Here is a 26,099-nt window from a genome sequence, read left to right as displayed (position 1 = left end):
ATCTTTTATGCGCGAAAAAATGACAACTGTTTTTATAGCATCTCTAGCCATTATGTTAATACTCGTTGGTTTAGGTATCTTTTGGCCAAATGGACTTGAAGAAATAACAACTAATGTGCAAACATTTATAACTGAAGCGTTTGGCTGGTATTACTTACTTGCTGTTACTCTTTTTACTATTGTTTGTTTAGTGTTTTTAATTACACCTTTAGGAAAAATTAGACTCGGAAAGCAAGACGAAAAGCCTGAATTCAGCCGTCCGACTTGGATTGCCATGCTGTTCAGTGCTGGTATGGGGATTGGGTTAGTGTTTTGGGGATCAGCTGAACCAATTAACCATTACTCATTGATGTCACCTACAGCTAGCGAACTAGGAACAGATCAAGCAGTTAAAGAAGCAATGAATTACACGTTTTTCCACTGGGGAATTCATGCATGGGGAATATACGGAATCGTCGCATTGATACTAGCTTACTTCAGCTTTAGGCATGACAGAACTGGATTAATTAGTGCTACTCTTCACCCTTTATTTGGTCGAAAAAGTATGGAAGGTAGCGCTGGTAAAGTTATTGATATTTTAGCTGTTATTGCAACAGTTATTGGAGTAGCGACGACACTCGGTTTCGGAGCAGTCCAAATTAACGGAGGTCTAGCCTATCTCCTCGATATCCCAAGTGGTTTTATGCTACAACTGATCATTATTACGGTCGTTACTATTCTGTTTATGATTTCTGCATGGACAGGCCTCGCTAAAGGGATTAAGATTTTGAGTAACGTTAACATGGTATTAGCAGTCCTTCTATTTTTGTTTATGATTATAGTCGGACCTACGCTATTTATTATGAATATGTTTACGAACTCATTAGGAAGTTATGTTCAAAACTTACCAGCTATGAGCTTTCGCATAGCCCCACTCAATGAAGAAGTTCGCGAGTGGATTGACGCATGGACCATTTTCTATTGGGCATGGTGGATTGCTTGGTCGCCATTTGTTGGGATCTTTATCGCCAGGGTATCTCGTGGCCGAAGCATAAGAGAGTTTGTATTTACCGTTCTAATCATTCCTTCACTGATCGGATTTTTATGGTTTTCAACTTTCGGTGGTTCAGCGATTTCAATTGAACATACAGGTGTTGATACATTATCAAACTTAGCTACTGAAGAAATGCTGTTTGGATTATTCTCTCACAATCCTTTCGGTATGATCGCATCAGTCATTGCGATTATTTTAATTAGTACATTCTTCATTACATCTGCTGACTCAGGTACGTATGTATTAGGTATGATGACGACGAATGGTTCACACCATCCAGGGAGAAGAATTAAGCTCATCTGGGGCGTCATATTATCGTCAACTGCTTTAGCATTACTTTACACAGGCGGTCTACAAGCTCTAGAAAATACGATGATCGTCGCCGCTCTACCTTTCTCAGTCATTATGTTACTCATGGTGATTAGTTTCGTTAAAGCGATTTATAAAGAAGGAAAAGAGCTTGGCATTGGTGAAATCAAAAGCCAGAAAAAGAAATAAAAAGAGGTCTAGAGTTTGTTAAGCTCTAGACCTTTAGTTATGCATCTTCAAAATTCATTGAAGACGCCATTTTTCTACTTTATTAACCCAACTAATTTCAGCCCATACTTAACACCATCTTCATCGACTCGGTTAGTCTCAAAATGTGCAGCTTCTTTCGCTCTTTCATGACCATTCCCCATCGCTACTCCTAAAGGATACTGCGACAACATTTCAAGGTCATTTAACGAATCGCCAAATGTAGCAACACGCTCTTTAGGAATATTTAAACGTTCAATGATTTTTTCAATGCCCTCTGCTTTTGACCCACCAGCCGGAATGACATCCGTTGATAGCTCATGCCAACGAATGAAATCAAAGTTGTCAAATTGCTTTTCATACACCTCTTCTTCACCTTGTTCACAAAAGATGAGTGCCTGATAAAGCTCACGATTTTTATACTCCGGGTCATATGTTGGAAACTGATCTATTTTAAGAGAAGAAATGCTCTCAGTAATGTAATCATGTTCAGGTACGTTAGCCTTCATATCTATGTGATCCATATAAACTACGGGATGATTGTTTTCATTCGTTTCTTGAACCATCTTATCAAGTGATTTAGGGTCTAACGGATTTTTATAAATCACATCACCATTTAATACAACATACTGGCCATTGAAACTAACATATGTATCAATGCCTAATTCTTCTCTTAATTCTTTATACATAAAAGGCGCGCGACCTGTAGCAATTGCAACTTCATGACCGTTGTCTTTTAATTGTTGGATTGCTTGTTTAGCTGAAAGTGGTAAGTTTTTCTCTTCGTCTAAAAGGGTACCGTCTATATCAAAGAAAACGATATGTTGGTTTGTCATATTTAATGCCTCCATCGAAATAATGAAATTCTCCATCATTATATATGAGGCTATTTAATATGCCAACTTAAAAGCAAAGTTAATTTTTACTCACAATTCTTTATATTTATTAATATTTTCTTGGTTTTTGCTTGTATTTTCAAACCTACTTTGGTACATTGTAAGTAACTAAATAAAACCTTTCTTATTTTAAAACTTTTTAAAGTAAGGATAGAGGAGCAAAAACCATGAGTACATATGTGGAAGAGAGTGAGCTCTTTTGAAGCATATGAAAAGGGGAATTTGCCGAAGCTTTAACGATTCTCACAATCGTGAAGCTGGTTCTGATATTTAAAAGATGCAGAGCTGTCATATAGGAGACTATATGGAGGGCTATCTATGACTTAGGACTACATGATGTTCTTAAGCAACAACGAGCCCTCTCGTTGTTGCTTTTTTGGTCCTCCACACCTAGAGGTGAACGATTTACAAATTTTATTGAAAAGGGTGTGTGTATCATGAATTTTGGTCAAGTAATTACAGCAATGGTAACGCCATTCGATCAAAATGGTAATGTCGATTACGATGCAACAAGAAGTTTGATCAACTATTTAATCCAAAACGGATCAGATGGTTTAGTTGTTGCAGGGACAACAGGTGAATCGCCTACACTAACACATGAAGAAAAATTACATTTATTCCGTCTAACAGTTGATGAAGTTAACGGGCGTGTCCCAGTTATTGCAGGTACTGGCTCTAATAACACTAGAGCATCAATCGAACTTTCTAAAGAAGCAGAATCAATCGGTGTTGATGCGGCTATGTTAGTAACACCATATTACAACAAACCATCCCAAGAAGGTATGTACCAACACTTCAGTACAATCGCAAATAGCATTAACTTACCAGTAATGCTTTACAATATTCCAGGCCGTAGTGCTGTTGGCATGTCACCAGATACGATTATTCGTCTATCACAAATCGAAAACATTGTGTCAGTAAAAGAAGCAAGCGGTGACTTAGACCAAGTGACTGCAATTATTAACAACACTGCCCCTGAATTCACTTTATACACAGGTGAAGACAGTCAAACATTACCGACAGTTGCAGTAGGTGGTACAGGTGTTGTATCAGTATCAGCGCATGTGATTGGCAATGAGATGCAACAAATGTTAAATGCACTACACAACGGTGATGTTGCATTTGCTTCTAGAATGCATGGTTATATCGTACCGTTTATGAATGCAATGTTCTCAGCACCAAGCCCAACACCCGTCAAAGAAGCATTGAACCAAATCGGTGTATTAGTTGGCGGTGTTCGTTTACCACTCATTCCTCTAAACGATACAGAACGAGCTTCACTAACACAATTAATTAACGAGTATAGAAGCCAAGAAGACGTAGGCTAGGAAAACTTTTTAAAAGAACAAGTGATGTGATCGCTTGTTCTTTTTTATTTTGTCTGTTATGAGAAACAGTTATAAAGTCAATACTACTAATGTTATGATAGAAATGAATACATAATAGTAAGATCAATAGAATTGAGGTATAGTTTGATGTTAACGGACCGTTGGATAAAAGACTTATTTTCTACCACAGTCTATCAGAGAGGATTAGTCTATTATAATCTAGGAAAAGTTGTTCATATGCAATATAATGAGGATCTTGATCAATACCAAGCGAGAGTTCTTGGAAGTGAGCTTTATAATGTAAAAGTGAAAGTTGACTCTTCGCAAGTTTCCTATTCTTGTGACTGCCCTGCTCACAGTCAATATAATCAATGTAAACATTCTGTTGCTGTTTTACTTAAAATTTCAAATCAATTAGAAGCAGAAATCACACATTATGACGACATTCATAGCCGTCTTAAACGATACAATAGTTTTCAAGAACAACGTGATTATTCAACTGAAATGATTCAGTTACTTTCAAATCATCTTCAAGGAAACTCAACTAATAAAGAAACATTGCAAGTCGAATTCATTTTAAAACCATATGACCCGTTGTTACACGATCAAATGTTGTCAATAGAAATGAAGTTAGGGGTTGGAAGGACCTATGTCGTCAAAAGCTTGAAAAAGTTTTTAGAAAGTGTAGATGAGCAAAAAGAACACTATTTCACACCTAACTTTAGCTATGACCCAGAAATTCATCAGTTTACTGAAGAAGACCAGCAAGCTGTGAATTTATTACTCGAAATGTACCGTAACGATGTATTTTATGATAATAGGTGGCAAACACCACCAAGTTCTAAAGCTATGACTATTCCGCCTGTAATCGCCCAACAATTACTACGAGCACTTGCGGACTGTCATTGTCAGCTAGAATATAATAACGAATATTACGGTAAGATCAATTGGGTTGAAAATGGTGCACCATTCCAATTTTCATTAAACCAAAATGAAGAGCAATACGAATTAACTTTAGATGACTTTCATGATGCTCAATACTTCAAAGATTATGGGATCATTCGTGAAAACGAAACCTTCTTCAAGCTTAATAACAAACAAATGAACATTATGAACGACTTGTATAAGCTTTTATACAGAAGTAAGCAAGCATCAGTTCCAATAAAAAAACAACAAGCCGATTCGTTCATCTCACATGTCATCCCTAACTTAGAAGAACTCGGTCATGTACAAATGTCTCAAGAAGTGCAGCAATCAATCATTAACCCTCCTCTTCAAGCGACGATGCATTTAGACCTTGATGAAGATCGGTTAACGGCTAACGTTCGCTACAATTATGATGATATCGTCATTGATCCAATGCAACCGGATCATATACAAAAGGAAAATCATGATCACATTTTAGTCCGTGATGTCGTTGAAGAAAATAAAATTATGAGTTTAATTGAATATGCATCTTTTAAGTTCAACGGCCAAGAGCTTTATTTAGATGATGAAGAAGAAGTTTTTACGTTTTTATATGATGTTCTTCCTCAACTAGATGAGTCCATAGCAATTTATTCAACTCAACCTGTTAGAAACCTATTACGTGAGGACATCGAGTATCCAACTGTGAATGTTGAATATGACTCTAACGAAAACTTTTTAGAAGTCGATTTTGACCTTGGTGACATTGACCAGAGTGAAATTAGTCAGATCATCCAATCTGTCGTTGAGAAGAAGCGTTTTTACCGCTTACCGAACGGATCTTACGTGCCACTTCAGGACGATTCTTTTGCCGAAATGTCACACATGTTAAAAGAGCTTCGATTAAACACACAAGACATTAACGAAGGAACAATACAGCTTCCGGCCTATCGTGGACTACAAATCGATGAGATCTCTCAAGGATTAAAACGAAAGTATAACGAAGCATTTGAAAAGCTCATTCAAGACATTAAAAACCCTGAAAACTTTGAAGCTACTATTCCATTATCACTAAATGCCGACATGCGTGAATATCAAAAAGTCGGATTCCAATGGCTGAAATCGCTGAGCCGTTATCAATTTGGTGGCATTTTAGCCGATGACATGGGATTAGGTAAGACGCTACAAGCAATCGCTTTTCTTCAGTCTGAGAAGGAAGAAAATGCTACTGTTCAACCAGCGATCATTGTTGCTCCTGCTTCTTTAGTTTATAACTGGCAAGCTGAATTTGAGAAGTTTGCCCCAACTATGAACATTAAAGTCGTTCACGGTTCAGTCGGAGAGCGTGAAACCGTATTAAAACATGTCGATCAATACGACGTGATTATTACGTCATATCCTTTAATTCGACAGGACATCGAGCACTATCAATCGATGCAGTTTTCAACGCTAATTTTAGATGAAGCACAAGCGATTAAAAACAGCTTAACGAAACAAGCTAAAGCTGTAAGAGCTATTCGAGCTAGAAAACGCTTCGCACTAAGTGGGACACCAATTGAGAATTCACTCGATGAGCTTTGGTCGATATTTGACGTTATTTTACCAGGCTTCTTCCCAGCGAAAAAAGAATTCCGTAACTTATCTGAAGAACAAATTTCAAGAATGAGCCGTCCGTTCATTTTAAGAAGAATTAAAGAAGATGTATTAACCGAATTACCCGATAAGATCGAAACAGTCCAACATTCAGAACTGACAACGAAACAGAAACAACTTTACCTCGGTTACTTAGAGAAAATTCAAGGTGCAGCAGCTAACGCTTTATCAACAGAAGGGTTTCAAAAGAACCGGATGAAAATACTTGCCGGGTTAACTCGACTGCGCCAGCTTTGCTGTCACCCTTTACTGTTCATTGAAGATTATGACGGAGAATCTGGTAAACTTAATCAATTACTCGAAATGGTCGAAACGGCACGTGAAAGTGGCAAGAGGATATTAATCTTCTCACAATTTTCGAGCATGCTTAAGATTATTCACAACAAGTTATTCGAATCAAATCAGGACGCTTTTTATTTAGACGGACAAACACCTTCCAAAGATCGCGTTGAAATGGTTGAACGATTCAATGAAGGCGAGAAAGACATTTTCCTCATTTCGTTAAAAGCTGGGGGAACTGGTCTCAACTTAACTGGTGCAGACACCGTCATCTTATATGACTTATGGTGGAACCCTGCAGTCGAAGAACAAGCAGCAGGACGAGCACACCGTATGGGACAACAAAACGTCGTCCAAGTATTCCGTCTCATTACGAGAGGAACAATTGAGGAGAAAATCCACTCCTTACAACAACGTAAACGTGAGTTAATCGAAAATATTATACAACCAGGCGAAACGACATTCCAAAGCCTTAGCGAACAGGATATTCGTGAACTATTAAATGTCTAACAAAAACTCCTCAGCATTAACCGCTGAGGAGTTTTATTTTAGTCTAATACTCTTAAATCAATACCGTGAGGGTCACCACTTAACTCGATTAAACCAACTTTTTCTTTACTTTCAACATCAATAATCGCAACACCTGGTGTATCTCCTGCCATATCATGCGTTCCTGTTGCTGGTTCAGGACCACGTAACGAAATATAAGCATACTTACCATCTGGACTGAAAACGAGTAGATCTGGGGCGTCTCCTACAAAGTCAACCATTTCAATAACTTCAAATGTTTCAGGATCGATAATTGAAGCATCATCAGTAACACGATTAAGCATCCATAAATACTCGCCATCTGGAGTAAATCTAACACCATGGGCATCAATCCCACCTGTTTCCCCTGTATAGATCAACTCATCTGTTTCCGTATCGAACACATAATACTCAGCTAACTCAGTTGAACCGGAGTTAGCAAACATATGCTTTCCATCTGGAGATAGGATTGTTCCACAACCATGTGCACCAATATCTGATTTTCCAAAGGCTTTCACAACCTCGAACTCTTCAACGTCCATAATAAACAACCCGCCACCACCTAATGTGACATAGGCTTTACTACTATCTTCTGTATACTCTAAACAAATTGGACGATGATTCGGGAACTCTTCTTCATCTTGTAGCAAATCTACTTCAGTTAGTTCAAGATGACGCCCAACAACATATTCTCCATTGTCATGATCAATTAAAATTTCCGACATCGATTCACCTGGTGTATTCGCTACAAGTACACGGCTTCCATCAGGTGTTGGTACTGCAGCGTGCGCCCCTTCATCCGTTTCAAGAGTCGCTACCACTTCACGAACTTCTCCTCTAATTACAGATACCGTACCAGACCCCATATTAGCTGAATACCCATAATCACCGTCTTCATCAAATACAAGCATGTGTGGTTTCTCGCCAACGTCACCAAAGTCGATCATATCGATAATCTCGTGAGTAACGCCATCAATAATATGAATTTCATTCGTCCCTTGATCAGCAATCCATACTTCATATTGCGGACGCTCTTCATTTTCTGTCGTTGCCTCTTCTTGTTCTTCTTCCTCCGACTTTGATTCCTCTACATCTTCAACTTCTTCTGTAACTTCTTCGTCGACTTCTTCAGGTTCTTGCTCATCACTTTGACATGCAGCAACAGTCATTAACATAATTAAAACTAAACCAAACCAAATCTTGTAACCTTTCAACGTTCAATCACCTTCCATCCCTTAATAACTTACCTGTTTACTTGGTATTATTCCCTTTACACATTGTATGTAAGACCGAAAATAAGTTTCCTACAAAATGAATATACTTTTTTCATTCATTGATTTTTTCCGCCGATAAAGTTGGCCGAGCGCTGATAAATTTTTCTGAACGCTGATAAGTCCGGCCTGAGCGCTGATAAACTCTGCTTGAACGCTGATAAATAATCGTGAGCGCTGATAAATTCTAGTGAACGCCAAAAAACATAGCTTCAGAAGCGTACTAAAAAAGAGCAATCACGATCGATTGCTCTTCTCTACTATTCTTTTTGTCGATTCATCAACTGATTCCGCTTTTGTAATGTCCGAGATCACTGCTACCCCATCTGCACCTGCCTCAATAACTTGTGACGCGTTATCGTGTTTAATCCCGCCAATTCCGACGACCGGTATGTCAGGCAATTGTTCTCTAATCTCCTTAATGACGACAGGTCCTCTTACTTCCTCGATATCGTCTTTCGTTGTCGTATTGAACATAGGCCCTACACCGATATAGTCTACGCCTATTCGATGAGCCTCTAATGCTTCTTCAACATTGTGAGTTGAAACCCCAAATAATTGATGACTCTTAAGGGAATCTTTGATTTTTTTCATATCCCCGTCTTCTTGGCCGATATGTAATCCGTCTGCGTCTAACTCTATTGCGAGTCCAAGGTCATCATTAACAATAAATGGAACGCCATGTCGATAACAAACTTCTTTAAGTTGAAGACCTAATTCGATCTTTTCTTCCCCTGTCTTAGAACCTTCTCCTTTTTCTCGAAATTGAAAGAACGTCACACCGCCTTGAATTGCCTTTTCTAAAGTCTCAACAGGATCATACTTACAATTTTGACTACCCATAACAAGGTATAATGATAATTGTTGCTTTAAATTGTTTTGTTTAATCATACTTTCGCTCTCCTACTTTGAAATGCCCAATGATTCGTTGGTCCATGACCAGATCCAATGTGTAAGTCATCTTCAATCGCAACTTGAATAAATTCCCTTGCAACGCGAATGGCATCTAAACTATCAGCACCTTTTGCAAGTTCAGCGGCAATGGCAGCTGCAAATGTACACCCTGTACCGTGAGTGTTTTCTGTATACTGTCGGTCATTTATTAATTGTGTAAAAGTCTCACCATCATATATAAGGTCGATCACTTCCTTTTCCTCACCATGACCACCTTTAATGATAATATTTTGTGCACCTAAGTGGTATAAACGTTTAGCCGCTTCTTTTCGGTCGTCCATAGAATTTAATGTTAGACCTGTAATTGCTTCAGCTTCAGGGATGTTTGGTGTTACAACAGTTGCGACTGGTATTAAATGCTTTTTCATCGCATCGATTGCTTCATCTTGTAACAATTTTGCGCCACCCTTTGCAATCATAACAGGATCAATCACAACATTATTCATTTCATATTGTTGAATTTTTTTCGCTACAGCTTCAATAATCTCTGCACTAAATAACATCCCCGTTTTTAAAGCATCAGGCTTTAAATCTGCTCCAATTGAATCTAGTTGTTCTTCCACTTGGCTTACCGTTAGAGGATAAACGCCTTGTACGCCAAACGTGTTTTGTGCTGTAACAGCTGTTAGGACTGACATACCATATGCTTTTAATTCTTGAAACGTTTTTAAATCTGCTTGAATTCCTGCTCCGCCACCAGAGTCAGAACCAGCGATTGTTAATGCTTTTGCTACCGTCACACCTATTCCTCCCTACTAACCTAATAATTGATGATAAATCTTTTTCGCTTCTACAATATCTTTCATTCCGTGAATGAGTACGCGTCCATCTTTGAAAAAGACAACACGTCTATCTTCAGATTGATACGAGACTAAAAATGGGTTTTGCTCAATAGCTCCACCTTGATTTTCTAACTGTGTTACTAAAGCGTTTAAATCACGATTGACCTTTTTAGGTGGTCGAATTTGTACCGTGTTACGCCCGCACAAGACTGCTGTTTTCGTCTGGTTTTCATATGATAAATATGGATAAGTTTGAGAAGTACCACAAGATGGGCAACCTTCCTTTTTCAAACGGCTAACATCAATGGCTGACTGTTCATTTTTCCATAAATCAAATGAAACGAGTTTACGACGAACTGCTTCAAAATCTTCGACTAAAATTTTCATAGCTTCAGCTGATTGATAAGCGACGACCATTTGAACTGCTGGTGCAATGACGCCAACGGTATCACATGTCGCACCACCGAGCGGGATCGTTTCAAGTAAACAATTCAAACAAGGTGTTTCACCAGGTAAAATCGTAAAACTTAGCCCATAACTACTAACACACCCACCGTAAATCCATGGAATGCGGTGTTTTTGGGCGACATCATTAATTAAAAAACGAATGTCAAAGTTATCAGTCGCATCAATGATTAAATCAACATTAGAAACAAGTTGATCGATTTCTTCTACAGTGACGTCCATGATTTTCCCGTCCACTTCAACGTCAGGATTAATTTCTCGTAACCTTTTTTGAGCGGCAACCGACTTAGGTATTCTGTCATTAGCATCATGTTCGGTATATAACTGTTGTCTTTGTAAATTACTTACCTCTACGTAATCACGATCCACAATCGTTATTCGACCGACACCTGCGCGGGTTAAAATTTCAGCATTACCTGTTCCTAAAGCTCCTGCACCGACAATTAGGACGTGCTTTTTCTGCAAGTTTTGTTGCCCTTCTTCCCCGATCCCGTCAAATAATATTTGTCTTGAGTAACGTTCCTGCATCTGATGGCCTCCTTTAATCAACCACCGCCAACGAAGTGAACGAGCTCCACTCGATCACCATCTTGTACTGTTATTTCTTCGTGTTGACTTGAATCAACAATGTTAGCGTTTAGTTCAACGATGATTTTTTTATTAGCTAGTTCAAAATGATTAAGCAAGTCAGAAACAGTCTGGATATCATTCGATAATTCACGCTGCTCCCCATTAACATGAATAACCATGACGAACACCTCCTAGATAATGCTTTGCTTCTTCTATTGGTTTCTCTGAGTCTATTAAACCTGACATGACAGCAACACCACTAGCACCATGAGCCATCACACTTTCCACTCGTTCAGGTGTTATTCCACCAATGGCAATGACAGGGGTACTAATAGACTCAGTCAACCTTTCTAATTGTTTTAAACCACGCGGGGCTAGGCCTGGTTTAGAATTCGTCTTAAAAATATGTCCAAAAATGACGTAGTCTACCCCATCACGAACCGCCTGTTGAGCTTCCTCAATGGAATGGACTGATCGACCAATTAATAGATTAGGGTGTTTTGTTCGGACAGAAGAGACATCTTCACTATGATCCGTTAATTGAACACCTTTAACGCCCGCTTGAACGGCCAACGCGACACGTTCATTCATGACAAGTTGATCTTTCGAAATGCCTTTTTTAACTAACTCATCAATCCACTTAACGAGTTCATCATCTGTTCGATGTTTTTCTCTAATATGAATATAGTTGACGTAAGGTGATACCACTTGTGCAACACTTACAAATTGCTCTAAAGACTGTTTACCATTTGAAATTAAATGGATCCCTTCAGTCATTTAAATCAACTGCCAATCTTTCATAACCGGTTGATAGCCATGGCTTAACAACATTTGTTTAACTTCATCAACTGAGCGTTCATCAGAGATTTCAAACTGACTTTGTGTGTTATCAGGTTCACTGTAACCACCGACGACAGTTGATGATGCTGCTGACATTTTCGTCGGACCAAGCGGTAAAATTTGCTCACGAAACTCTGGGCGCTCTCTTGTCGAAACCGTAATGCCTGAATGTGGCTGAAAAATACGGTAAGCTAGCATCGCTTGAACTAAATTTTGATCGGTTACTTCTACTCTAGGTTGGAAGCTACCGGCATTCGGCTGAATTCTCGGAAAGGCTACTCCAACTTCAACGTCTAAATACTTCTGCTGTAAATATTGCGCATGTAACCCAGTAATATAGCTTTCACGACGCCAATCATTTAACCCTAATAGTGCTGCGATTGAAACAGCTCGCATACCTGCTTCACAACCACGCTCCGGTGTGTCCAAGCGATACTTAAAGAAACGTTTCGGCCCTTTGGTGTGTAACTCACGGTATATTTCCTCATCATAAACTTCTTGATAAACCGTTAAATTATCTACTCCACTCTCAACAATCTCTTCGTACTGTTCTGTATCCATCGGCTGAATTTCTAACCCGACTGATGAAAAGTATTTCTTCAGCACTTTCATGCACTGTTTAAGATATTTCACAGACGAATGCATCATCGACTCACCAGAAAGTATGATAATATGTTCAACACCCATATCTGCTATGACTTTCGCTTCTTCTTCAAGCTCCGTCATCGTTAAAATTCGACGTGGGAAATCATTGTCGACACTGAAGCTACAATACTTACACGTATTAACACAGTAATCTGAAACATAAAGTGGCAAGAAAATTTGCATCGTGTTGCCAAAGTGTTGAACCGTTAGTTGATGTGCTTTTTGAGCCATTTCTTCTAAATAAGGTTCAGCTTTCGGTGACAACAAAGCAAAGTAATCCTCTTCATTAATTCGGCCTTTTTGTAGCGCTCTTTCAACATCTTGGTGGGTGACATTTTCCATCATGTCTTCTAAAGGAAGTTGATTGACCTTCTCTAATACGTTATAAAAACTCACGTTAAATCATCCTTTTTTATGAGTGTAGAAATCCTGTAAGCGGAGAAGAAGCATTCGCTTTCGTTGATGATGCTCCTAATCCAGAAATATATGCCGAGCGACCTGCTTGAATAGCTAAGTCAAACGCTCTCGCCATCTCGACTGGATCTTTTGCTGTTGCAATCGCTGTATTAACTAAGACAGCATCAGCCCCCATTTCCATTGCTTCTGCTGCTTCAGAAGGACGACCAATTCCAGCATCGACAACAATAGGTACATTAATTTCATCAACCATAATTTGAATCATTTCTTTCATTCGAATGCCACGATTTGATCCAATTGGTGAACCTAATGGCATAACTGTAGCAGCCCCAGCTTCTTCTAGTCGTTTAGCTGCCATTAAGTCAGGACTCATGTACGGAAGCACAACAAAACCTTCTTCAACTAATGCTTTTGTTGCTTTAATCGTCTCTTCATTATCAGGAAGCAAATATTTACTGTCTGAGATGACTTCGATTTTAATCCAATCACCCATTCCAGCCGCTTTTGCTAAATGAGCAATTCGAATCGCTTCTTCAGCTGAGCGAGCACCTGAAGTGTTTGGCATTAACGTCATATAGTCAGGAATATCGTTTAAGATATATTGATCTGACCCGCTTAAATCAACTCGACGTACCGCTACTGTAACGACCTCTGAACGCGATTGTTGTAATGCCTCTTTCATTTTGCTATGATCAGCAAACTTCCCTGTCCCAACAAACAACCGACTATTTAATTCTTTACCTGCAATGACTAATGAATCTTGCATCATACATTCCTCCATTCGTTAATACATCTTATTAAGCTAGGGCTACTAGAATCCTAAGATTTTAGTTTTTCAGCTTCTGCTGGCCATTTTTCTAAGTTGTATGCCATTTCCCAAAAGGCTAATTCGTAGTGGCAACTAATCGTGAAGTGTTCTTTCATACGTTCTCGATCCGCTTCTGTCACTTGTTCAGCAATGTCATCAAGACGATTAATTTGTTCTTCGACTAACTCTTTAAACCATTCGCCACCGTAAGCATTAATCCACTCTTGATAAATCGGCTCATCCGGTTGATAGTTTTTAAGTTTTTCACCAATCTCTTGATAAATCCAATAACAAGGTAAAATGGCCGCGATCACATCACCTAAATGACCTTGATAAGATGTGCGATATAAATGAGATGTGTAAGCATATGCCGTTGGTGCTGGCTTGAAGTTCGCTTGTTCTTCTTCAGTAATATTTAGTCTTTCTGAAAAATTACGATGAAGTTCTGACTCCGCTTCATAAGTCCCTTGAGCGTGTGCTGCCATACGACTCGTTGTGTAAAAGTCATCTGCTTTTGTTCCGCCAAGTGATTGAATTCTAGCAAAGTGCGATAAGTAATAAGCATCTTGCATGACATAATAACGGAAACATTCAATCGGTAACGTCCCCTCACCAATCCCTTTAATAAAAGGATGATTAAAGTTAGCCTCCCAAATGTAATCCGTCTCTTTCCTTAGTACTTCTGAAAATTTCATACCAATCCCTCCAAGATCGTTTTATATTTAAATTTGGAAAACGTCGAATGTGTCATTTTCCAAATAAAAAACCACTTTCTTATACCAGACATAAGAAAGTGGTTGACTTGGAGAAATATGGATAAGATTTATAATCCAAAAAATCCGAGCAACTACACTTCCCTACGCTGGTACCAACCAGATCAGGTTCAAAGGGTCGGAATTACTCCTCTCAGCCACTATAAATGGCACCCCTAGCTTTGTTACTTTATAAATATTTTCTTGTTAAATTCATATTAACAAATTTCTGACATTATGTTAACCATTTTTTAACACTATGCTACTATTAATCTATAACTATCGTTAAAGGAGCTTTTAAAGTGAGCCAAACTAGTAACCATGAGGCGGACCAGTCAGTCGTCGTCCTTCTCCGTCATGACAATGATTTTATTTTGATTAATCAATTCCGACAGCCAATCAACTCATATATCATTCAGTTACCAGGCGGCGGAGTTGAACAAGGGGAACAATTAGAAGATGCAGCTAGAAGAGAGTTGCTCGAAGAAACTGGGTACGAATGCGGGGAACTTGATTACCTAGGTAAGATACACGCTGCTCCATGGATCGAAAATGAAATGACACATATCTATTATTCTGAAGAAATTTTAGGTCGAGTTGCTCAACAACTTGAATCACACGAGACGATTGAAGTCATAACCATGCCTGTTGAGCAATGTATACGACAAATTAAAGGTTCAAAAATAACCGATCCAGAGGTGTGTTATGCTGTCCTGCAATTGAAACTTCAAGAACGTATATAAGGAAGAACATTGTGACCATTATAACCTGGCTTATGGTTTTTGCCATTGTGTTAAGCATCATCATAATTTTAGAAGGGACAAATATTTTATTAAGAAAAGCATTTAACGTAGATAAAGTAAAGACTGGTTTTCTTAAACCATATAAAATAAATGACCAGCATATAAAGATTAATTTAATTGTTAGATTTGGTGGTGGTTTCTTAGCTTTAATCACCTTTTTTTATGTTAGTAGCCAACAACCTAATCCACCGTTTTACATTTTGATCGCTGTTATTGTATTTTGGTCAGTTTTGGAGTATTTAGTTAACGCATTTTTTGAGTGGAAATATTCTTCGACACCACGACGCGCATTTGTTAGTCTGGGTAATAGTTTTGTCCTTACAATGGGAGTCGTAATCGTTATATACTTTGATTTACTTGGACTACTTGAACTATATTTAAATACATAAAGGTTAGGAGGAAAACTCCTAACCTTTTTTAAGATACTAGACTCATGTCCCACAAAATGTCCTGTAATCATCATCAGACTCTGGCGGCAATTTGGTATATTCTTCTTGATCTGGCGTATAAGCGTAAGGCTTAGAAAGAACACGTAGAAGACTTTCCATCACCGTTAAATCACCATCATTTTCTGCAGCTTCTAGTGCTTCTTCAACACGGTGGTTTCGCGGAATGACTGATGGGTTAGATTGCTTCATCAATTCCTTCGACTGTTCTTCTGATTCATCTTGTCGACTTAAGCGTTCTTGCCACTTTTGATACCAATTATTAAACCCTTCTGATCCGAAAAGATCGATTCCTTCAAACTTTCCAAGCGTTAATGAACGAAACGTGTTCGTGAAATCCGCCTCATGATCTTTCATTAACGTTAACAACTCATCGATTAATGTTTCATCATCTTCTTCAGTGTTAAATAGACCTAACTTTGAACGCATGCCTTCCATCCAGTGCTCTTTATAAAGTTCGATAAACTGGTAAACAGTCTTCTCTGCAACTTCAACCATCGATTCAGGATCATCACTCATAATAGGAAGTAAACTCTCTGCTAACCTCGCCAAGTTCCACATCGCAATCCGTGGCTGGTTACCATATTTATACCGACCTTGCTCATCAATTGAACTAAATACTGTCTCAAGGTCATAAGCATTCATAAAAGCACATGGACCATAATCAATCGTTTCACCACTAATCGTCATATTATCGGTATTCATGACACCGTGGATAAAGCCGACTAGTTGCCAATCGCTTATAACTTTTGCTTGCCTTTTCACAACTTCTTCTAATAAGAACAAATAGCGATTCTCAGCATTTTCATAGCCTGTAAAATGCCGTTCTAACGCATAATCAGCTAATTCTTTTAGATCCTCTTCTTTCCCCCACTGACGCGCATATTGGAATGTCCCAACCCGAAGATGACTTTCTGATACGCGCGTTAAAATAGCCCCAGGATATACGGTTTCACGATGAACTGGTTCACCTGTTACCACGACTGCAAGACTACGGTTAGATGCAATTCCTAGTGCATGTAACGCTTCACTCATAATATACTCTCTTAACATCGGCCCTAAAGCTGCTCGACCGTCACCTCTTCTCGAATAAGGCGTTGGCCCAGAACCTTTTAACTGAATATCATATCGCTTACCGTCAGGAGCTACTTGTTCACCTAACAAATGGGCACGACCATCACCTAACATTGTAAAATGACCAAACTGGTGACCCGCATATGCTTGTGCAATCGGCTTGGACCCATCAGGAATTTTATTCCCAGAAAAGGTTGCAACACCTTCTTCTGACTGCAGAGCTCGAGGATCAAGGCCTAATGACTTTGCTAAACCACCATTTAGAAACACTAATTGAGGAGATTCTACTGGGGTTGGTTCAGCTTCACTGTAAAATATATTTGGTAGCTCAGTGTAGCTATTCTCTAAGTTCCATCCAATGTTTGTCATCGTATCCCTACTTTTTCTTTTAATTACTTCCATATAAACACAATGTTACTTTTATTGTCTACTCGAGTAAATTGATTATGTATGAAGGTCGTTATAAAGAACACCTTGACTAATTAATGTCGAGTTTTGACCCTTTATCTTTACAAAGTGTTAACAATTATAAAAAATAATAAAAAAATTGGGCAAAACACTAGAAATTTTATATACATTGTGTATACTAGGATTTGTGGAAAAAAATTCATAATAAAGATTTAAGCATTACATATATGTATATGTTTTGTGTAGTAAAGAGCTAGGGGGAGAAACCATTGGCTAACTTAGATGATTCAACGTTAATTACGGCTTATCATGAAGCGGTTGAGATTAACTTATCTAAAGATTTTATTAACCTACTAGAAAAAGAAATTGCATTCAGGGGCTTTAACCTCGAAGATATAAATCCGAATCAGCACTAACCGCAAGAAACTTGGCAACGAGCCAAGTTTCTTTTTTTAATAATTGGAGGTTGGGTTACACTAGGCTCCCTCTTCAAAGTGTAGGATGGATTGCAGAGTAAGGCGAGATTGGAAATGACCTTCACTTTTGTTCGTAGATTCAAAACTCAACCCTTAATCGCCAACTGAACTTATGGATTATGCGCACCACGAACTAAGGCTATTAAATACCATTCTTCATCTATTTTCTCAAAAACGAAACGGAGCGCTTGCTGTTTCCCATCATGCTCCATTAAATCCTTTGGCTCATGATAATACTCAACATAATAAGCTTCTGGGTATTCTTCATTTATAGTATTAATTTGAGTATCGTTGGTATAGGCTGAATCATTAAATGTTATCTGACCATACGTCACCTCATATTTAGAGCTATTTAAATCGGCTCTTGTTTTAATAACATTCTCAATAAAACCGTTCGGCGTATCTTTATACTCGGTATCATTCTGCGCCCAGTACCAACTATATTGTTCTTCAGTATTACCAAAATCTTTTACAATCTCTTTGTCAAAATGCAGGTCATCATCAAACCCGACATTAGAATAGGGTGAATAAACTAATCCTTTTTCTTGATGTAAGTATTCAGAAACTTTCTCCCAATTCAAATTCAATAGATTATTAAATACATCTTCTGATTTGTTTAATAATTCTGCTTCTATTTCTTCAATTGTCTGTTCTTCTTCATGCGCATCATTTGTACAACCAACAAGTAAAGCTACAACTAAAAGTAGCATCAAATATTTCTTCACCATCTAACTCACCTCTTTATTTTTTCCTACTATTCCATTATATAACACCACAAATTAACGTGAAAGAGGATTGTAGATGATGAAAATTACTCAAAAGGTGTAAAGCGCGGATTTTGAGTACTAAATCATATTGAGTTATAAACTGGCTACTTTATTGAAACAAATGATCACTCATTAATGTTTCATCACTCCAACTAGCGGGTAAATAATAAATATAATTATTCAAAAGCTGTATTCCCCTTTTTCCCTTTAAAGAAAGCGAGAGGTTTAAATGCCTCTCGCTTTCTCTGTCTTAACCGTTGGTATGAGAGTAGCCCTAACTTTCTAGGTTTCTACACATCTACAATAACTCCATCTCAAAATCTTCATTATAGAAAAACTCGCTTAACTGTTCAGACTCAAACACTTCGAACATGCTTTCAAAATCACTAGCTAGCTCATAATCCTTTAGCTCGTCCTTTTTGATCCAAAATACTTCCCCTTCATGAGAAGAAGTTAATTCACCTGCATATTGATCCGTTTTATAAAAGAAGACAATATAACGATCAGCATTTTTAGGCTTAAACTGTTTTACACCACAAAGAACAGGAGATTTAACCGTCAAACCAGTCTCTTCATAAACTTCGCGAATGACCGAATCGGCAAATGATTCTCCTCTTTCGATGTGTCCACCTGGAAATGTCAGTCCTGGCCAATTTTTATTAATGCGGTTTTGAACTAATATGTAATCACCATCATACACCATACACATGTTTGTTAGCACAACACTTTCACTCTTCCCCATCAATACTTCACCACTTCTCTACTAATTTTATAATTAAAATTCAATTTCATCTTATCATAGTTTGTCTACTTAACACCTAACTCAAAAGTATGGAGTAAACAAATTAAAATTGATGTCTCAATTTCTCCACCTACCACTTTTATATAGTTGCTTCTCGGTGGAAGGAGTTGGTCATAACTCATTTCTACGATGACACTCTCATTTTCATAAACTAGCGTTCTATTATTAAAAGCTTCTTTTGAAATTAAGTAATTATTCCCGTTTAAAGAAAACTCTAGTTGTTTATTCGTTACATTCAAATTGTTCACAACTGTAGCGATCAACTCTTGTTCCTCAAGATTAAAGTTTACATGGAATTTCTTTTTAAAAGACCATGGCTCTGTCGCAGTTAAAAGTTTTTGACCGTTAGAATCTTTCAGTTTCACACTAACAGCACCACGTGGGTTACGAGCTGACAATAAAGCATCAATCCAATTTTTATTATATCGTTGTAAAATATAGAGAACGTTATGCCCCTGATCATACACTGGAATTTCTTTTCTTGACCCTAAATTAAACGGAATTTCATAATAATAGTGTGGATTCAAAATACTGCACTCCAATTACAACCAAATTTTAGCCGTTAATACTAGCGTTACAAGTACAATTGCTGGAAACGTCATCCACTTTTTAAACCGTTTTCTCACAAAAATCGTCTTGGAATGCGAATACGGCACAACAGTGAAAAAGTCGCTTGCAACTAATTGGCTATAAACGCTATTAAACCAAGAATTGATGAAAGCTCTAAAACTAATATATATAATAGCGACAAACCAATAAGATGGGACCATTATAATGACAAGCAATGTAACTAGTATGATTTGTAAATAAGCTCCTATATACTTATGATGTCTTATAACAGATTTAATTAGCATTTCTAAAAGTACATTTTCTTCTGTCCTCTTCTTAAATAGTCTCCTAGACCTTAACCTGACCCACTTCATCGGTTTAGTTCTCATACCCACTTCCACATCATTCGACATATGAAAGATTAAGTTGATCAATCTATTTTTTAAGTCATTTTCACTTTCTATATCCTTAAGCAAGTGGCGTCTATAATCCATTTTCATAAACAAGTAACCTGTTATGAAGATAAGGACTACACCAACTACTGCATAAACTGACGATGAAGTATAAGTTAAAGTTACTCCAGCTAAAACTAAAACAATGAAAGACAAAAGAATACTAACTACAAAATGATTAAACCTTTTTCTTATAAACAATACAGTTGTTTTATACCCGATTAGGAATAGTATTAGTAAAATAAAGTCCATTACATTAAGTTCATAAATGACGAGAAGGATTGGTAAAAACAAAAGTATCACCATGGAAATATGTATAATAGACTTTACGACTGATAACCCAAAACTATATAGGCGCATACGCTTCATGAGATCAGGTCGCTGTAACAAAAACAATAAATCCGCTTCATACAGATACGTTCTAATACTACCGCTAGAGCAAAACAGCAACAGCAAAAGACTTACACCGTAAAAAGGAATAGCCTCATTCCAATATTGATTCGGGTTTATCCAAATATCTAACATAAAAATCGCTACTAAAGGTAAAACGAGATAAACAATTATCGTCCAGTCAATGACAGTCCGAACAACCTTCAACTGTCTTTGAAAGTCTTGCAGCAACCTTTTTCTAACCAACTGATTAGCCACCATCAGTGTCACGCTCAGTTAATAGATTAAAACAATCAAATAAAGAACCACCGACAAGTTGACTTTCTTTCTGAACAGCTCGTAATTCACCTTGGACTAGTATTTTACCGTTAGATAACAAAACAAACTCATCACAGATTTTTTCAGCTGTGTCTAAAGCATGAGTACACAATAAAACACCTGCGCCTCTTTCCTTTTCATGTTTAATTAGTTGTAAAAATATATTAATAGCTTGTGGATCTAAACCCATAAATGGCTCATCAATAATATACAAACTAGGCTTTCTTAAAAAGGCTAACACGATCATTGCCTTTTGTTGCATTCCTTTTGAGAAAGAATCAGGCAAATCATGCACAACGCTCGACAACTTTAACTTCTCTAATAACCCTTCAGCATCAGAAAAGAAGACTTCTTCATCAACTGATAAAGTTGAATATAGAAACTCAATATGTTCCCATAATGTTAACCCTTCATAAAAAATAGGTCTCTCCGGTATGTATGAGTATTCCTTATAATCGATTTCACCTTCAAAAACTGGCATAACCCCAATAATCGACTTAATAATTGAACTTTTCCCAGCTCCATTTGGACCAATTAAACCTACTAAACGGCCATCAGGTATGGTAAATTGGATGTCATTTAACACGACTTGGCTGTTAATATACTTGGCCTCTTTTATATCTACTGTTAATAGCATATAACCACCACTTTCACCGTACTCCTCACTATATTTTAACACAATTTTCCATAAATTTTACTACTAAATTTTTTAAGTGGAAAGTTATGGTATGATGGACTTAGGTTCTAGACGGAGGGGATTAACTATGAAAAGTTATTTAAAAGAGCCTTTCTTGAAGTACTGTGTGGTTGTGACATTAATTACTTTAATCATGGTATTTGGATACTTTTCTGCGCATTTTATGTTAAGCCTAATCTACTAAAAAAACTGGTATGTATATTAACTCATACCAGTTTTTTAGTATTTTAACCTAATCGATCAGCATCTCTTTCACCTTAATGCTGACCGATTTTTTCGGTGTTCTTTCCGAGCAAGTGCGGTGTCATACAACCTTTGTTCTTCTTCTGTTTCAGGAATAACTCCTGGCACTTTAGTAGGCTTACCATTTTGATCAACAGCAACCATCGTTAGAAATGACTCAGTCGTTAGCTCTTTATGCCTCCGTAACAAATCATCAGCATAAACTTTCACATACACTTCCATCGATGTACGTCCAGTCCTGGTAACAAAAGCTTCTAACGTTAATGCATCGCCTACTTTGGCAGATGATAAAAAATCTACCGAATCAATCGACGCCGTCACAACAGCGGCATTTGAATGTTTCATAGCCGTCAATGCTGCTATTTCATCGATAAATGCTAATACTTTCCCACCGAAAATTGTGTCTAAATGATTCGTATCTGGTGGTAATACGAGCTTTGTTTGTTTCATCTTCGAATAACTTACAGGCATCGGTTCCAATAGTTAACCTCCTAAATTAATATACTTTGATTGAGGACTAACCTTAATCATGGAACCACACCATAATGGTTGTCTTTCATGACGTAACACCCTCCTATTTCCCGTAGGAATTCATGTTCTTCCTTATGGCAGGTCTCCTGGCTCAGATTCATCAACATATAGCCCTTCCCATTCATTGAACAGTGGATCATCTATATGTCTCCTCATCACAGTGGCGGGACCGCGTTGGACTTACACCAACCTTCCCTTTTCAGCTTTTTCAAGCACCATAAGGCACATTAATTTTTATTGAATTTAGGTATTTCCTATCAACACTATCTCCTAATTGTTACTTATTGTCAATTACAAAATATCAATAATCTCGAAATACGAGACACAAAGGTGCACAAAAATTGTGTGGAACTGGATGAACACAAAAGACCTTGGCATAGCCAAGGTCTTTCTAACTTATCAATTAAAACATTGAACGCTAGATTAGTGTATTGCAAAGCTAGTATTGATACAAAGTTCCCCTGTGATCGTGGTACCATCAAACCCACCACGGTCTACACGTATCTTATCAAACCCACCTAGTGTAAAAGCTAAACAACTACCTAAGAAAACATTTTGAGATTGAACAACAGTACCACCGCGTAAAAATTCAACTCTAATTCGATTTGGTACTGTGTCTGCAGAACTGCCTCCTGGATTACTAGCATGACAGTACTTTATTTTTCCAGATACTATAGGACAAATACCGGAAGTAGTGTAAATAGTTTGAGATGAGATAGATTGTCCGCCAACAATTTCCCACTCACATGTAACACATTCAGTCTTGTGCTTTTTCTCACAACAAGGCTTTCCATGATCTTTTTTACAACTAATCACATTTTTCACTCCTATTAATTAAAATTTAGATAGAAAAAATCTATCTAATCTATTAAATGCATTTAAACCTTAATGTGATTGAGCTCAAACATATTTTTTAAAGAAATATACATTTAATAGATTTTCAAACTCACGCACAGACTAATTGGCATAAGCTCACATATATTATGAAAAGAAAACAATAGAAAAGGAGCGTTTTAAATGGAATGTCTATCAAAAAAGAATAAGAATTGTGTATGCAAAATTCTTAGGAAAATCGATAAGGTTCAAAATATAGAAGGAGATTGTCTTTTTGGATGTAATAGAAGCGCACAACTATTATCAAATAATACTCATGATCAAACAAAGGATACTATACCTTTCATTCTTATATGCAAAGGGAACTGTGAACCTTTTGAAACCCTAGGTGATGGTTTTTGTACCGTTTTTTTCAGAGTAATTAAAATAGATGAACATTGTTGTGCTACGTTAGAATTACTAGAACCCGAGAAATGTTTTAAATGTTGTGATAAATTCCCCAAATTAAGAAGGTCAGGTCAGTGTTTAACTATTGACCTAGATTGTTTCTGTGGGGTTCAATGTTTAGAGCCTATTGATGGAAGTACTCCTGAGTGGAAATGTGATGCAAAACCGTGTGATAAGTGTTAGGCAAAACAAAACTCGCACTTTCTAGACACGAAAAGTACGAGTTTTACGCTCTACTAATGTTTTTTATAAATTCAGTATTGTTAACAATCCCACCATCATTTATGGATACAATTGATCCACCATTTCCAATCCTAAAGGGACTGCAGGGCTAACCCTACTGAGCTAAGTCCCTTTCACCGTTTATTTGTGGCCACAACAACACAAAAAAACTAACGGTCGTTAGGTTTAATTAACTAAAAAAAGTATTAATCCCTAACTCGGTTAATACGCCTAAAATAACACCATATAACCCAATACTAATAGCCGATGACACGATGAGCTTGCCCTTTTCCATTCCGACAAACTTACCGATTACGGCAACAGCCCATGCTCCAACGACCGGTGTCGCAATTAGTATAAACGTAAAGCCATTCTTACTAATACGGTGACTGAACTTAGATTGTGAAAGCTTAATAAAGTATTTATTTATCTTTTTAATCTTTGATAATTGATCATAAAATAACACAATTATAGGGATGGCTAAAAAGTTGCCAAAACTTGACCAAAGAATCGCTGATACCACATCTAACCCCATCGCCATTGCTGCTGGAATTGCAAGATATATCTCCAAAAAAGGAAAGAACCCCATAAACCACGCCGCCAAACTTAACCAAATGTATTCTAGCATCTTTATCTTTCCTCCTTATCATGTTAAGATTAAAATAACCTAACGAACGATAGGTTGTCTGTATAATAATTTTAGCACACCTATTAATATAAGAAAAGGGTGACAAACATGAGTAAAAAAGAACAAATAATTAAAGAGAGCATTCGATTGTTTTCTGAATATGGCTATGAAGCAACTTCCATGACAAAGATTGCCGAGAAAGTCGATATTAAAAAGCCGTCATTGTATGCGCATTTTAAAAACAAAGAAGCCATTTTCTATAATGCGGTTGAACAAGTCACTGAAGAATACGTGGACTTTATTCTAACGACAATTCAAAAATCGAGACATCTATCCTCAAAGGAGACACTTTATAATGTATTACATCAATCTTATACAAATGAATATTTACTCGACTTTTTAGGGGAATTCTTTTATCGATTTGTATTATTCACACCTTATGAAGTTGCAGATCAAATTAAACCACTGATCAAAAAAAGTGAAGAACAACTCGAATCAGCATTAATTAAAATCATTGAAGAGGGACAAGCAAACCGAGAAATCGATCCAGCACTTTCTAGTCACGTTGTTCTAAGACATTACCTTTTTATTTTCAATAACTTAGATGTTGATGTTCGTTACTATTCACTTAGAGGTATTGAATTAGAACAATATTTAAATGATATTTGGAGTGTTTTCTGGCGCGGGGTTAAAAATTAAACTCGACTGTCAAAATCACAGTCGAGTTTAGAATTATTTTGTGATGATAAATACACCACCACAATGTGATATTTGCTTGTATTCGACATTATATTCATCTGCAATAGATGGTACTAGTTTCTCATACACAAAATAAAATTCATCTTCATCCCAATAATCCTTATTGTCTTCATAACACACCTCAAGTGCTGCATGTGTCATAAATGAAATATCTCCAATTAACACTTTACCGTTTTCTTTCAAAATGGATCCTAACTGCTTAATAAACAATACTTTATCTTCATCCGATAAATGGTGTAACGTATAGGTGCTTACAATAAAGTCATATTTGTTCTCCATAACTTCAGGCGGTAGTCCATTCGATATATCCCAATCTATTAAATTAGCATCTGGCATTTTTTCCTCAGCAATTTCAATCATTTTCGATGAAAAATCGATGCCGTCTACATGATAGCCATGATCGTAAAGCTTGCCCGCTAAAACACCCGTACCTAAACCAATATCTAGCACTTTAGCTTCTCTTTGACTCATCACTTCATTATAAATCGTGTTTAATATTTCCTTATAACCGGCAAATGGATAAGCATTATTTTCTTCACTAATTTGAACTGTTTTGTCATAATCATTTGCCCATAAATCAAAACCTTGTTTGTTTAACATCTAAGTTCTC

The 26,099-nt window shown here is 37.2% G+C and carries 28 protein-coding genes and 3 riboswitches; of the genes, 8 read left to right on the top strand and 20 right to left on the bottom strand.

Annotated elements, in window-relative coordinates; all coding sequences use genetic code 11:
* Positions 1 to 7 precede the first annotated feature (7 nt).
* Positions 8 to 1,531: a glycine betaine uptake BCCT transporter gene (locus J2R98_RS08655; protein ID WP_307068061.1), complete on the top strand. Its 1,524-nt coding sequence runs from the start codon at positions 8 to 10 to the stop codon at positions 1,529 to 1,531.
* 74 nt (positions 1,532 to 1,605) lie between these two features.
* Here the strand turns inward: J2R98_RS08655 and J2R98_RS08650 are convergent, their stop codons facing one another.
* Positions 1,606 to 2,385: a Cof-type HAD-IIB family hydrolase gene (locus J2R98_RS08650; protein WP_307068059.1), complete on the bottom strand. Its 780-nt coding sequence runs from the start codon at positions 2,383 to 2,385 to the stop codon at positions 1,606 to 1,608.
* Positions 2,386 to 2,588: 203 nt separating this feature from the next.
* Positions 2,589 to 2,768: riboswitch (Lysine riboswitch) on the top strand.
* Positions 2,769 to 2,882: 114 nt separating this feature from the next.
* Here J2R98_RS08650 and dapA point away from each other — a divergent pair.
* Positions 2,883 to 3,773: a 4-hydroxy-tetrahydrodipicolinate synthase gene (dapA, locus tag J2R98_RS08645; protein ID WP_307068057.1), complete on the top strand. Its 891-nt coding sequence runs from the start codon at positions 2,883 to 2,885 to the stop codon at positions 3,771 to 3,773.
* Between the two features lie 147 nt (positions 3,774 to 3,920).
* Positions 3,921 to 7,121 carry a DEAD/DEAH box helicase gene (locus J2R98_RS08640; protein WP_307068056.1) on the top strand — a complete coding sequence of 1,067 codons (3,201 nt, stop codon included), beginning with the start codon at positions 3,921 to 3,923 and terminating at the stop codon, positions 7,119 to 7,121.
* A 38-nt stretch (positions 7,122 to 7,159) separates the two neighbouring features.
* Here the strand turns inward: J2R98_RS08640 and J2R98_RS08635 are convergent, their stop codons facing one another.
* The 9 genes from J2R98_RS08635 to tenA all read right to left on the bottom strand — a co-directional run bounded on the left by J2R98_RS08635 (position 7,160) and on the right by tenA (position 14,586).
* The gene (locus J2R98_RS08635; RefSeq protein ID WP_307068054.1) at positions 7,160 to 8,353 is read right to left on the bottom strand and encodes a YncE family protein; all 1,194 of its coding nucleotides are present in this window, start codon (positions 8,351 to 8,353) and stop codon (positions 7,160 to 7,162) included.
* 294 nt (positions 8,354 to 8,647) lie between these two features.
* Positions 8,648 to 9,301 (bottom strand): thiamine phosphate synthase, encoded by a 654-nt coding sequence (gene thiE, locus J2R98_RS08630; RefSeq protein ID WP_307068052.1) that lies wholly within the window; start codon positions 9,299 to 9,301, stop codon positions 8,648 to 8,650.
* Positions 9,298 to 10,104, bottom strand: a complete 807-nt coding sequence (thiD, locus tag J2R98_RS08625) for a bifunctional hydroxymethylpyrimidine kinase/phosphomethylpyrimidine kinase (RefSeq protein ID WP_307068051.1) — start codon at positions 10,102 to 10,104, stop codon at positions 9,298 to 9,300. The genes thiE and thiD overlap by 4 nt, the downstream gene beginning before the upstream one ends.
* Positions 10,105 to 10,119: 15 nt before the next feature.
* The gene (locus J2R98_RS08620) at positions 10,120 to 11,139 is read right to left on the bottom strand and encodes a thiazole biosynthesis adenylyltransferase ThiF (protein ID WP_307068049.1); all 1,020 of its coding nucleotides are present in this window, start codon (positions 11,137 to 11,139) and stop codon (positions 10,120 to 10,122) included.
* A gap of 17 nt (positions 11,140 to 11,156) precedes the next feature.
* Positions 11,157 to 11,360 (bottom strand): sulfur carrier protein ThiS, encoded by a 204-nt coding sequence (gene thiS, locus J2R98_RS08615; protein WP_307068047.1) that lies wholly within the window; start codon positions 11,358 to 11,360, stop codon positions 11,157 to 11,159.
* Positions 11,344 to 11,958 (bottom strand): thiamine phosphate synthase, encoded by a 615-nt coding sequence (locus J2R98_RS08610; RefSeq protein ID WP_307068046.1) that lies wholly within the window; start codon positions 11,956 to 11,958, stop codon positions 11,344 to 11,346. The genes thiS and J2R98_RS08610 overlap by 17 nt, the downstream gene beginning before the upstream one ends.
* On the bottom strand, positions 11,959 to 13,062 hold the full coding sequence (thiH, locus tag J2R98_RS08605) for a 2-iminoacetate synthase ThiH (RefSeq protein WP_307068044.1): 1,104 nt from the start codon (positions 13,060 to 13,062) through the stop codon (positions 11,959 to 11,961).
* A gap of 16 nt (positions 13,063 to 13,078) precedes the next feature.
* On the bottom strand, positions 13,079 to 13,849 hold the full coding sequence (locus J2R98_RS08600; protein WP_307068042.1) for a thiazole synthase: 771 nt from the start codon (positions 13,847 to 13,849) through the stop codon (positions 13,079 to 13,081).
* A 53-nt stretch (positions 13,850 to 13,902) separates the two neighbouring features.
* Entirely contained in the window at positions 13,903 to 14,586 is a 684-nt protein-coding gene (tenA, locus tag J2R98_RS08595) for a thiaminase II (protein WP_307068040.1), read from the bottom strand.
* A 142-nt stretch (positions 14,587 to 14,728) separates the two neighbouring features.
* Positions 14,729 to 14,831: riboswitch (TPP riboswitch) on the bottom strand.
* A 114-nt stretch (positions 14,832 to 14,945) separates the two neighbouring features.
* Between tenA and J2R98_RS08590 the strand changes: the two genes are divergently transcribed.
* Complete coding sequence (locus tag J2R98_RS08590) at positions 14,946 to 15,386, top strand: NUDIX hydrolase (protein WP_307068038.1); 441 nt, start codon at positions 14,946 to 14,948, stop codon at positions 15,384 to 15,386.
* An 11-nt stretch (positions 15,387 to 15,397) separates the two neighbouring features.
* Entirely contained in the window at positions 15,398 to 15,835 is a 438-nt protein-coding gene (locus J2R98_RS08585) for a DUF4181 domain-containing protein (protein ID WP_307068036.1), read from the top strand.
* A 42-nt stretch (positions 15,836 to 15,877) separates the two neighbouring features.
* On the opposite strand, the gene J2R98_RS08580 is transcribed toward J2R98_RS08585, so the two are convergent.
* Complete coding sequence (locus J2R98_RS08580; protein ID WP_307068034.1) at positions 15,878 to 17,335, bottom strand: protein adenylyltransferase SelO; 1,458 nt, start codon at positions 17,333 to 17,335, stop codon at positions 15,878 to 15,880.
* Between the two features lie 308 nt (positions 17,336 to 17,643).
* Here J2R98_RS08580 and sda point away from each other — a divergent pair, with 308 nt between their 5' ends.
* On the top strand, positions 17,644 to 17,790 hold the full coding sequence (gene sda / locus J2R98_RS08575; protein WP_307068032.1) for a sporulation histidine kinase inhibitor Sda: 147 nt from the start codon (positions 17,644 to 17,646) through the stop codon (positions 17,788 to 17,790).
* A gap of 170 nt (positions 17,791 to 17,960) precedes the next feature.
* On the opposite strand, the gene J2R98_RS08570 is transcribed toward sda, so the two are convergent.
* From J2R98_RS08570 to J2R98_RS08540, 7 genes are all read right to left on the bottom strand, one after another.
* Positions 17,961 to 18,578, bottom strand: coding sequence for a hypothetical protein (locus tag J2R98_RS08570; protein WP_307068030.1), 618 nt, complete (start codon positions 18,576 to 18,578; stop codon positions 17,961 to 17,963).
* Between the two features lie 337 nt (positions 18,579 to 18,915).
* A complete protein-coding gene (locus J2R98_RS08565; protein WP_307068028.1) occupies positions 18,916 to 19,359 on the bottom strand; it encodes an 8-oxo-dGTP diphosphatase in 444 nt (147 codons plus the stop codon).
* Positions 19,360 to 19,424: 65 nt separating this feature from the next.
* Positions 19,425 to 19,946: a tubby C-terminal domain-like protein gene (locus J2R98_RS08560; protein ID WP_307068027.1), complete on the bottom strand. Its 522-nt coding sequence runs from the start codon at positions 19,944 to 19,946 to the stop codon at positions 19,425 to 19,427.
* Positions 19,947 to 19,961: 15 nt separating this feature from the next.
* Positions 19,962 to 21,056: an ABC transporter permease gene (locus J2R98_RS08555; RefSeq protein ID WP_307068024.1), complete on the bottom strand. Its 1,095-nt coding sequence runs from the start codon at positions 21,054 to 21,056 to the stop codon at positions 19,962 to 19,964.
* A 4-nt stretch (positions 21,057 to 21,060) separates the two neighbouring features.
* Positions 21,061 to 21,765 carry an ABC transporter ATP-binding protein gene (locus tag J2R98_RS08550; protein WP_307068022.1) on the bottom strand — a complete coding sequence of 235 codons (705 nt, stop codon included), beginning with the start codon at positions 21,763 to 21,765 and terminating at the stop codon, positions 21,061 to 21,063.
* Between the two features lie 312 nt (positions 21,766 to 22,077).
* Complete coding sequence (locus J2R98_RS08545; protein ID WP_307068236.1) at positions 22,078 to 22,539, bottom strand: acyl-CoA thioesterase; 462 nt, start codon at positions 22,537 to 22,539, stop codon at positions 22,078 to 22,080.
* A gap of 119 nt (positions 22,540 to 22,658) precedes the next feature.
* A riboswitch (cobalamin riboswitch) is annotated at positions 22,659 to 22,834 on the bottom strand.
* A 188-nt stretch (positions 22,835 to 23,022) separates the two neighbouring features.
* Positions 23,023 to 23,415, bottom strand: a complete 393-nt coding sequence (locus J2R98_RS08540; protein ID WP_307068020.1) for an S-Ena type endospore appendage — start codon at positions 23,413 to 23,415, stop codon at positions 23,023 to 23,025.
* Positions 23,416 to 23,616: 201 nt separating this feature from the next.
* On the opposite strand from J2R98_RS08540, the gene J2R98_RS14520 reads away from it, so the two are divergent.
* The gene (locus J2R98_RS14520; protein ID WP_370871954.1) at positions 23,617 to 24,063 is read left to right on the top strand and encodes a CotY/CotZ family spore coat protein; all 447 of its coding nucleotides are present in this window, start codon (positions 23,617 to 23,619) and stop codon (positions 24,061 to 24,063) included.
* A gap of 229 nt (positions 24,064 to 24,292) precedes the next feature.
* Here J2R98_RS14520 and J2R98_RS08535 read toward each other — a convergent pair whose 3' ends face one another.
* Positions 24,293 to 24,730 carry a small multi-drug export protein gene (locus J2R98_RS08535; RefSeq protein ID WP_307068018.1) on the bottom strand — a complete coding sequence of 146 codons (438 nt, stop codon included), beginning with the start codon at positions 24,728 to 24,730 and terminating at the stop codon, positions 24,293 to 24,295.
* 108 nt (positions 24,731 to 24,838) lie between these two features.
* On the opposite strand from J2R98_RS08535, the gene J2R98_RS08530 reads away from it, so the two are divergent.
* Entirely contained in the window at positions 24,839 to 25,429 is a 591-nt protein-coding gene (locus J2R98_RS08530) for a TetR/AcrR family transcriptional regulator (protein ID WP_307068015.1), read from the top strand.
* 33 nt (positions 25,430 to 25,462) lie between these two features.
* Here the strand turns inward: J2R98_RS08530 and J2R98_RS08525 are convergent, their stop codons facing one another.
* The gene (locus J2R98_RS08525) at positions 25,463 to 26,089 is read right to left on the bottom strand and encodes a class I SAM-dependent methyltransferase (protein ID WP_307068013.1); all 627 of its coding nucleotides are present in this window, start codon (positions 26,087 to 26,089) and stop codon (positions 25,463 to 25,465) included.
* Positions 26,090 to 26,099: the final 10 nt, after the last annotated feature.

The organism is Alkalibacillus filiformis, from assembly GCF_030814115.1.
Taxonomy (GTDB): domain Bacteria; phylum Bacillota; class Bacilli; order Bacillales; family Alkalibacillaceae; genus Alkalibacillus; species Alkalibacillus filiformis.
The sequence above is the reverse complement of the archived record's forward strand: the minus strand, read 5'-3'. Positions and strand labels throughout refer to the sequence as shown.

Excerpts from the sequence above, each read along its gene's own strand:
- J2R98_RS08600 (WP_307068042.1), bottom strand. The coding sequence starts at position 13,849 with ATGCAAGATTCATTAGTCATTGCAGGTAAAGAATTAAATAGTCGGTTG.
- thiE (WP_307068052.1), bottom strand. The coding sequence starts at position 9,301 with ATGATTAAACAAAACAATTTAAAGCAACAATTATCATTATACCTTGTT.
- J2R98_RS08650 (WP_307068059.1), bottom strand. The coding sequence starts at position 2,385 with ATGACAAACCAACATATCGTTTTCTTTGATATAGACGGTACCCTTTTA.
- J2R98_RS08550 (WP_307068022.1), bottom strand. The coding sequence starts at position 21,765 with ATGCTATTAACAGTAGATATAAAAGAGGCCAAGTATATTAACAGCCAA.
- J2R98_RS08565 (WP_307068028.1), bottom strand. The coding sequence starts at position 19,359 with ATGGGGAAGAGTGAAAGTGTTGTGCTAACAAACATGTGTATGGTGTAT.
- J2R98_RS08640 (WP_307068056.1), top strand. The coding sequence starts at position 3,921 with ATGTTAACGGACCGTTGGATAAAAGACTTATTTTCTACCACAGTCTAT.
- tenA (WP_307068040.1), bottom strand. The coding sequence starts at position 14,586 with ATGAAATTTTCAGAAGTACTAAGGAAAGAGACGGATTACATTTGGGAG.
- J2R98_RS08655 (WP_307068061.1), top strand. The coding sequence starts at position 8 with ATGCGCGAAAAAATGACAACTGTTTTTATAGCATCTCTAGCCATTATG.
- J2R98_RS08620 (WP_307068049.1), bottom strand. The coding sequence starts at position 11,139 with ATGCAGGAACGTTACTCAAGACAAATATTATTTGACGGGATCGGGGAA.
- J2R98_RS08570 (WP_307068030.1), bottom strand. The coding sequence starts at position 18,578 with ATGGTGAAGAAATATTTGATGCTACTTTTAGTTGTAGCTTTACTTGTT.
- thiS (WP_307068047.1), bottom strand. The coding sequence starts at position 11,360 with ATGGTTATTCATGTTAATGGGGAGCAGCGTGAATTATCGAATGATATC.
- J2R98_RS14520 (WP_370871954.1), top strand. The coding sequence starts at position 23,617 with ATGGAATGTCTATCAAAAAAGAATAAGAATTGTGTATGCAAAATTCTT.
- dapA (WP_307068057.1), top strand. The coding sequence starts at position 2,883 with ATGAATTTTGGTCAAGTAATTACAGCAATGGTAACGCCATTCGATCAA.
- J2R98_RS08525 (WP_307068013.1), bottom strand. The coding sequence starts at position 26,089 with ATGTTAAACAAACAAGGTTTTGATTTATGGGCAAATGATTATGACAAA.
- J2R98_RS08545 (WP_307068236.1), bottom strand. The coding sequence starts at position 22,539 with ATGCCTGTAAGTTATTCGAAGATGAAACAAACAAAGCTCGTATTACCA.
- J2R98_RS08535 (WP_307068018.1), bottom strand. The coding sequence starts at position 24,730 with ATGCTAGAATACATTTGGTTAAGTTTGGCGGCGTGGTTTATGGGGTTC.
- J2R98_RS08530 (WP_307068015.1), top strand. The coding sequence starts at position 24,839 with ATGAGTAAAAAAGAACAAATAATTAAAGAGAGCATTCGATTGTTTTCT.
- J2R98_RS08610 (WP_307068046.1), bottom strand. The coding sequence starts at position 11,958 with ATGACTGAAGGGATCCATTTAATTTCAAATGGTAAACAGTCTTTAGAG.
- J2R98_RS08580 (WP_307068034.1), bottom strand. The coding sequence starts at position 17,335 with ATGACAAACATTGGATGGAACTTAGAGAATAGCTACACTGAGCTACCA.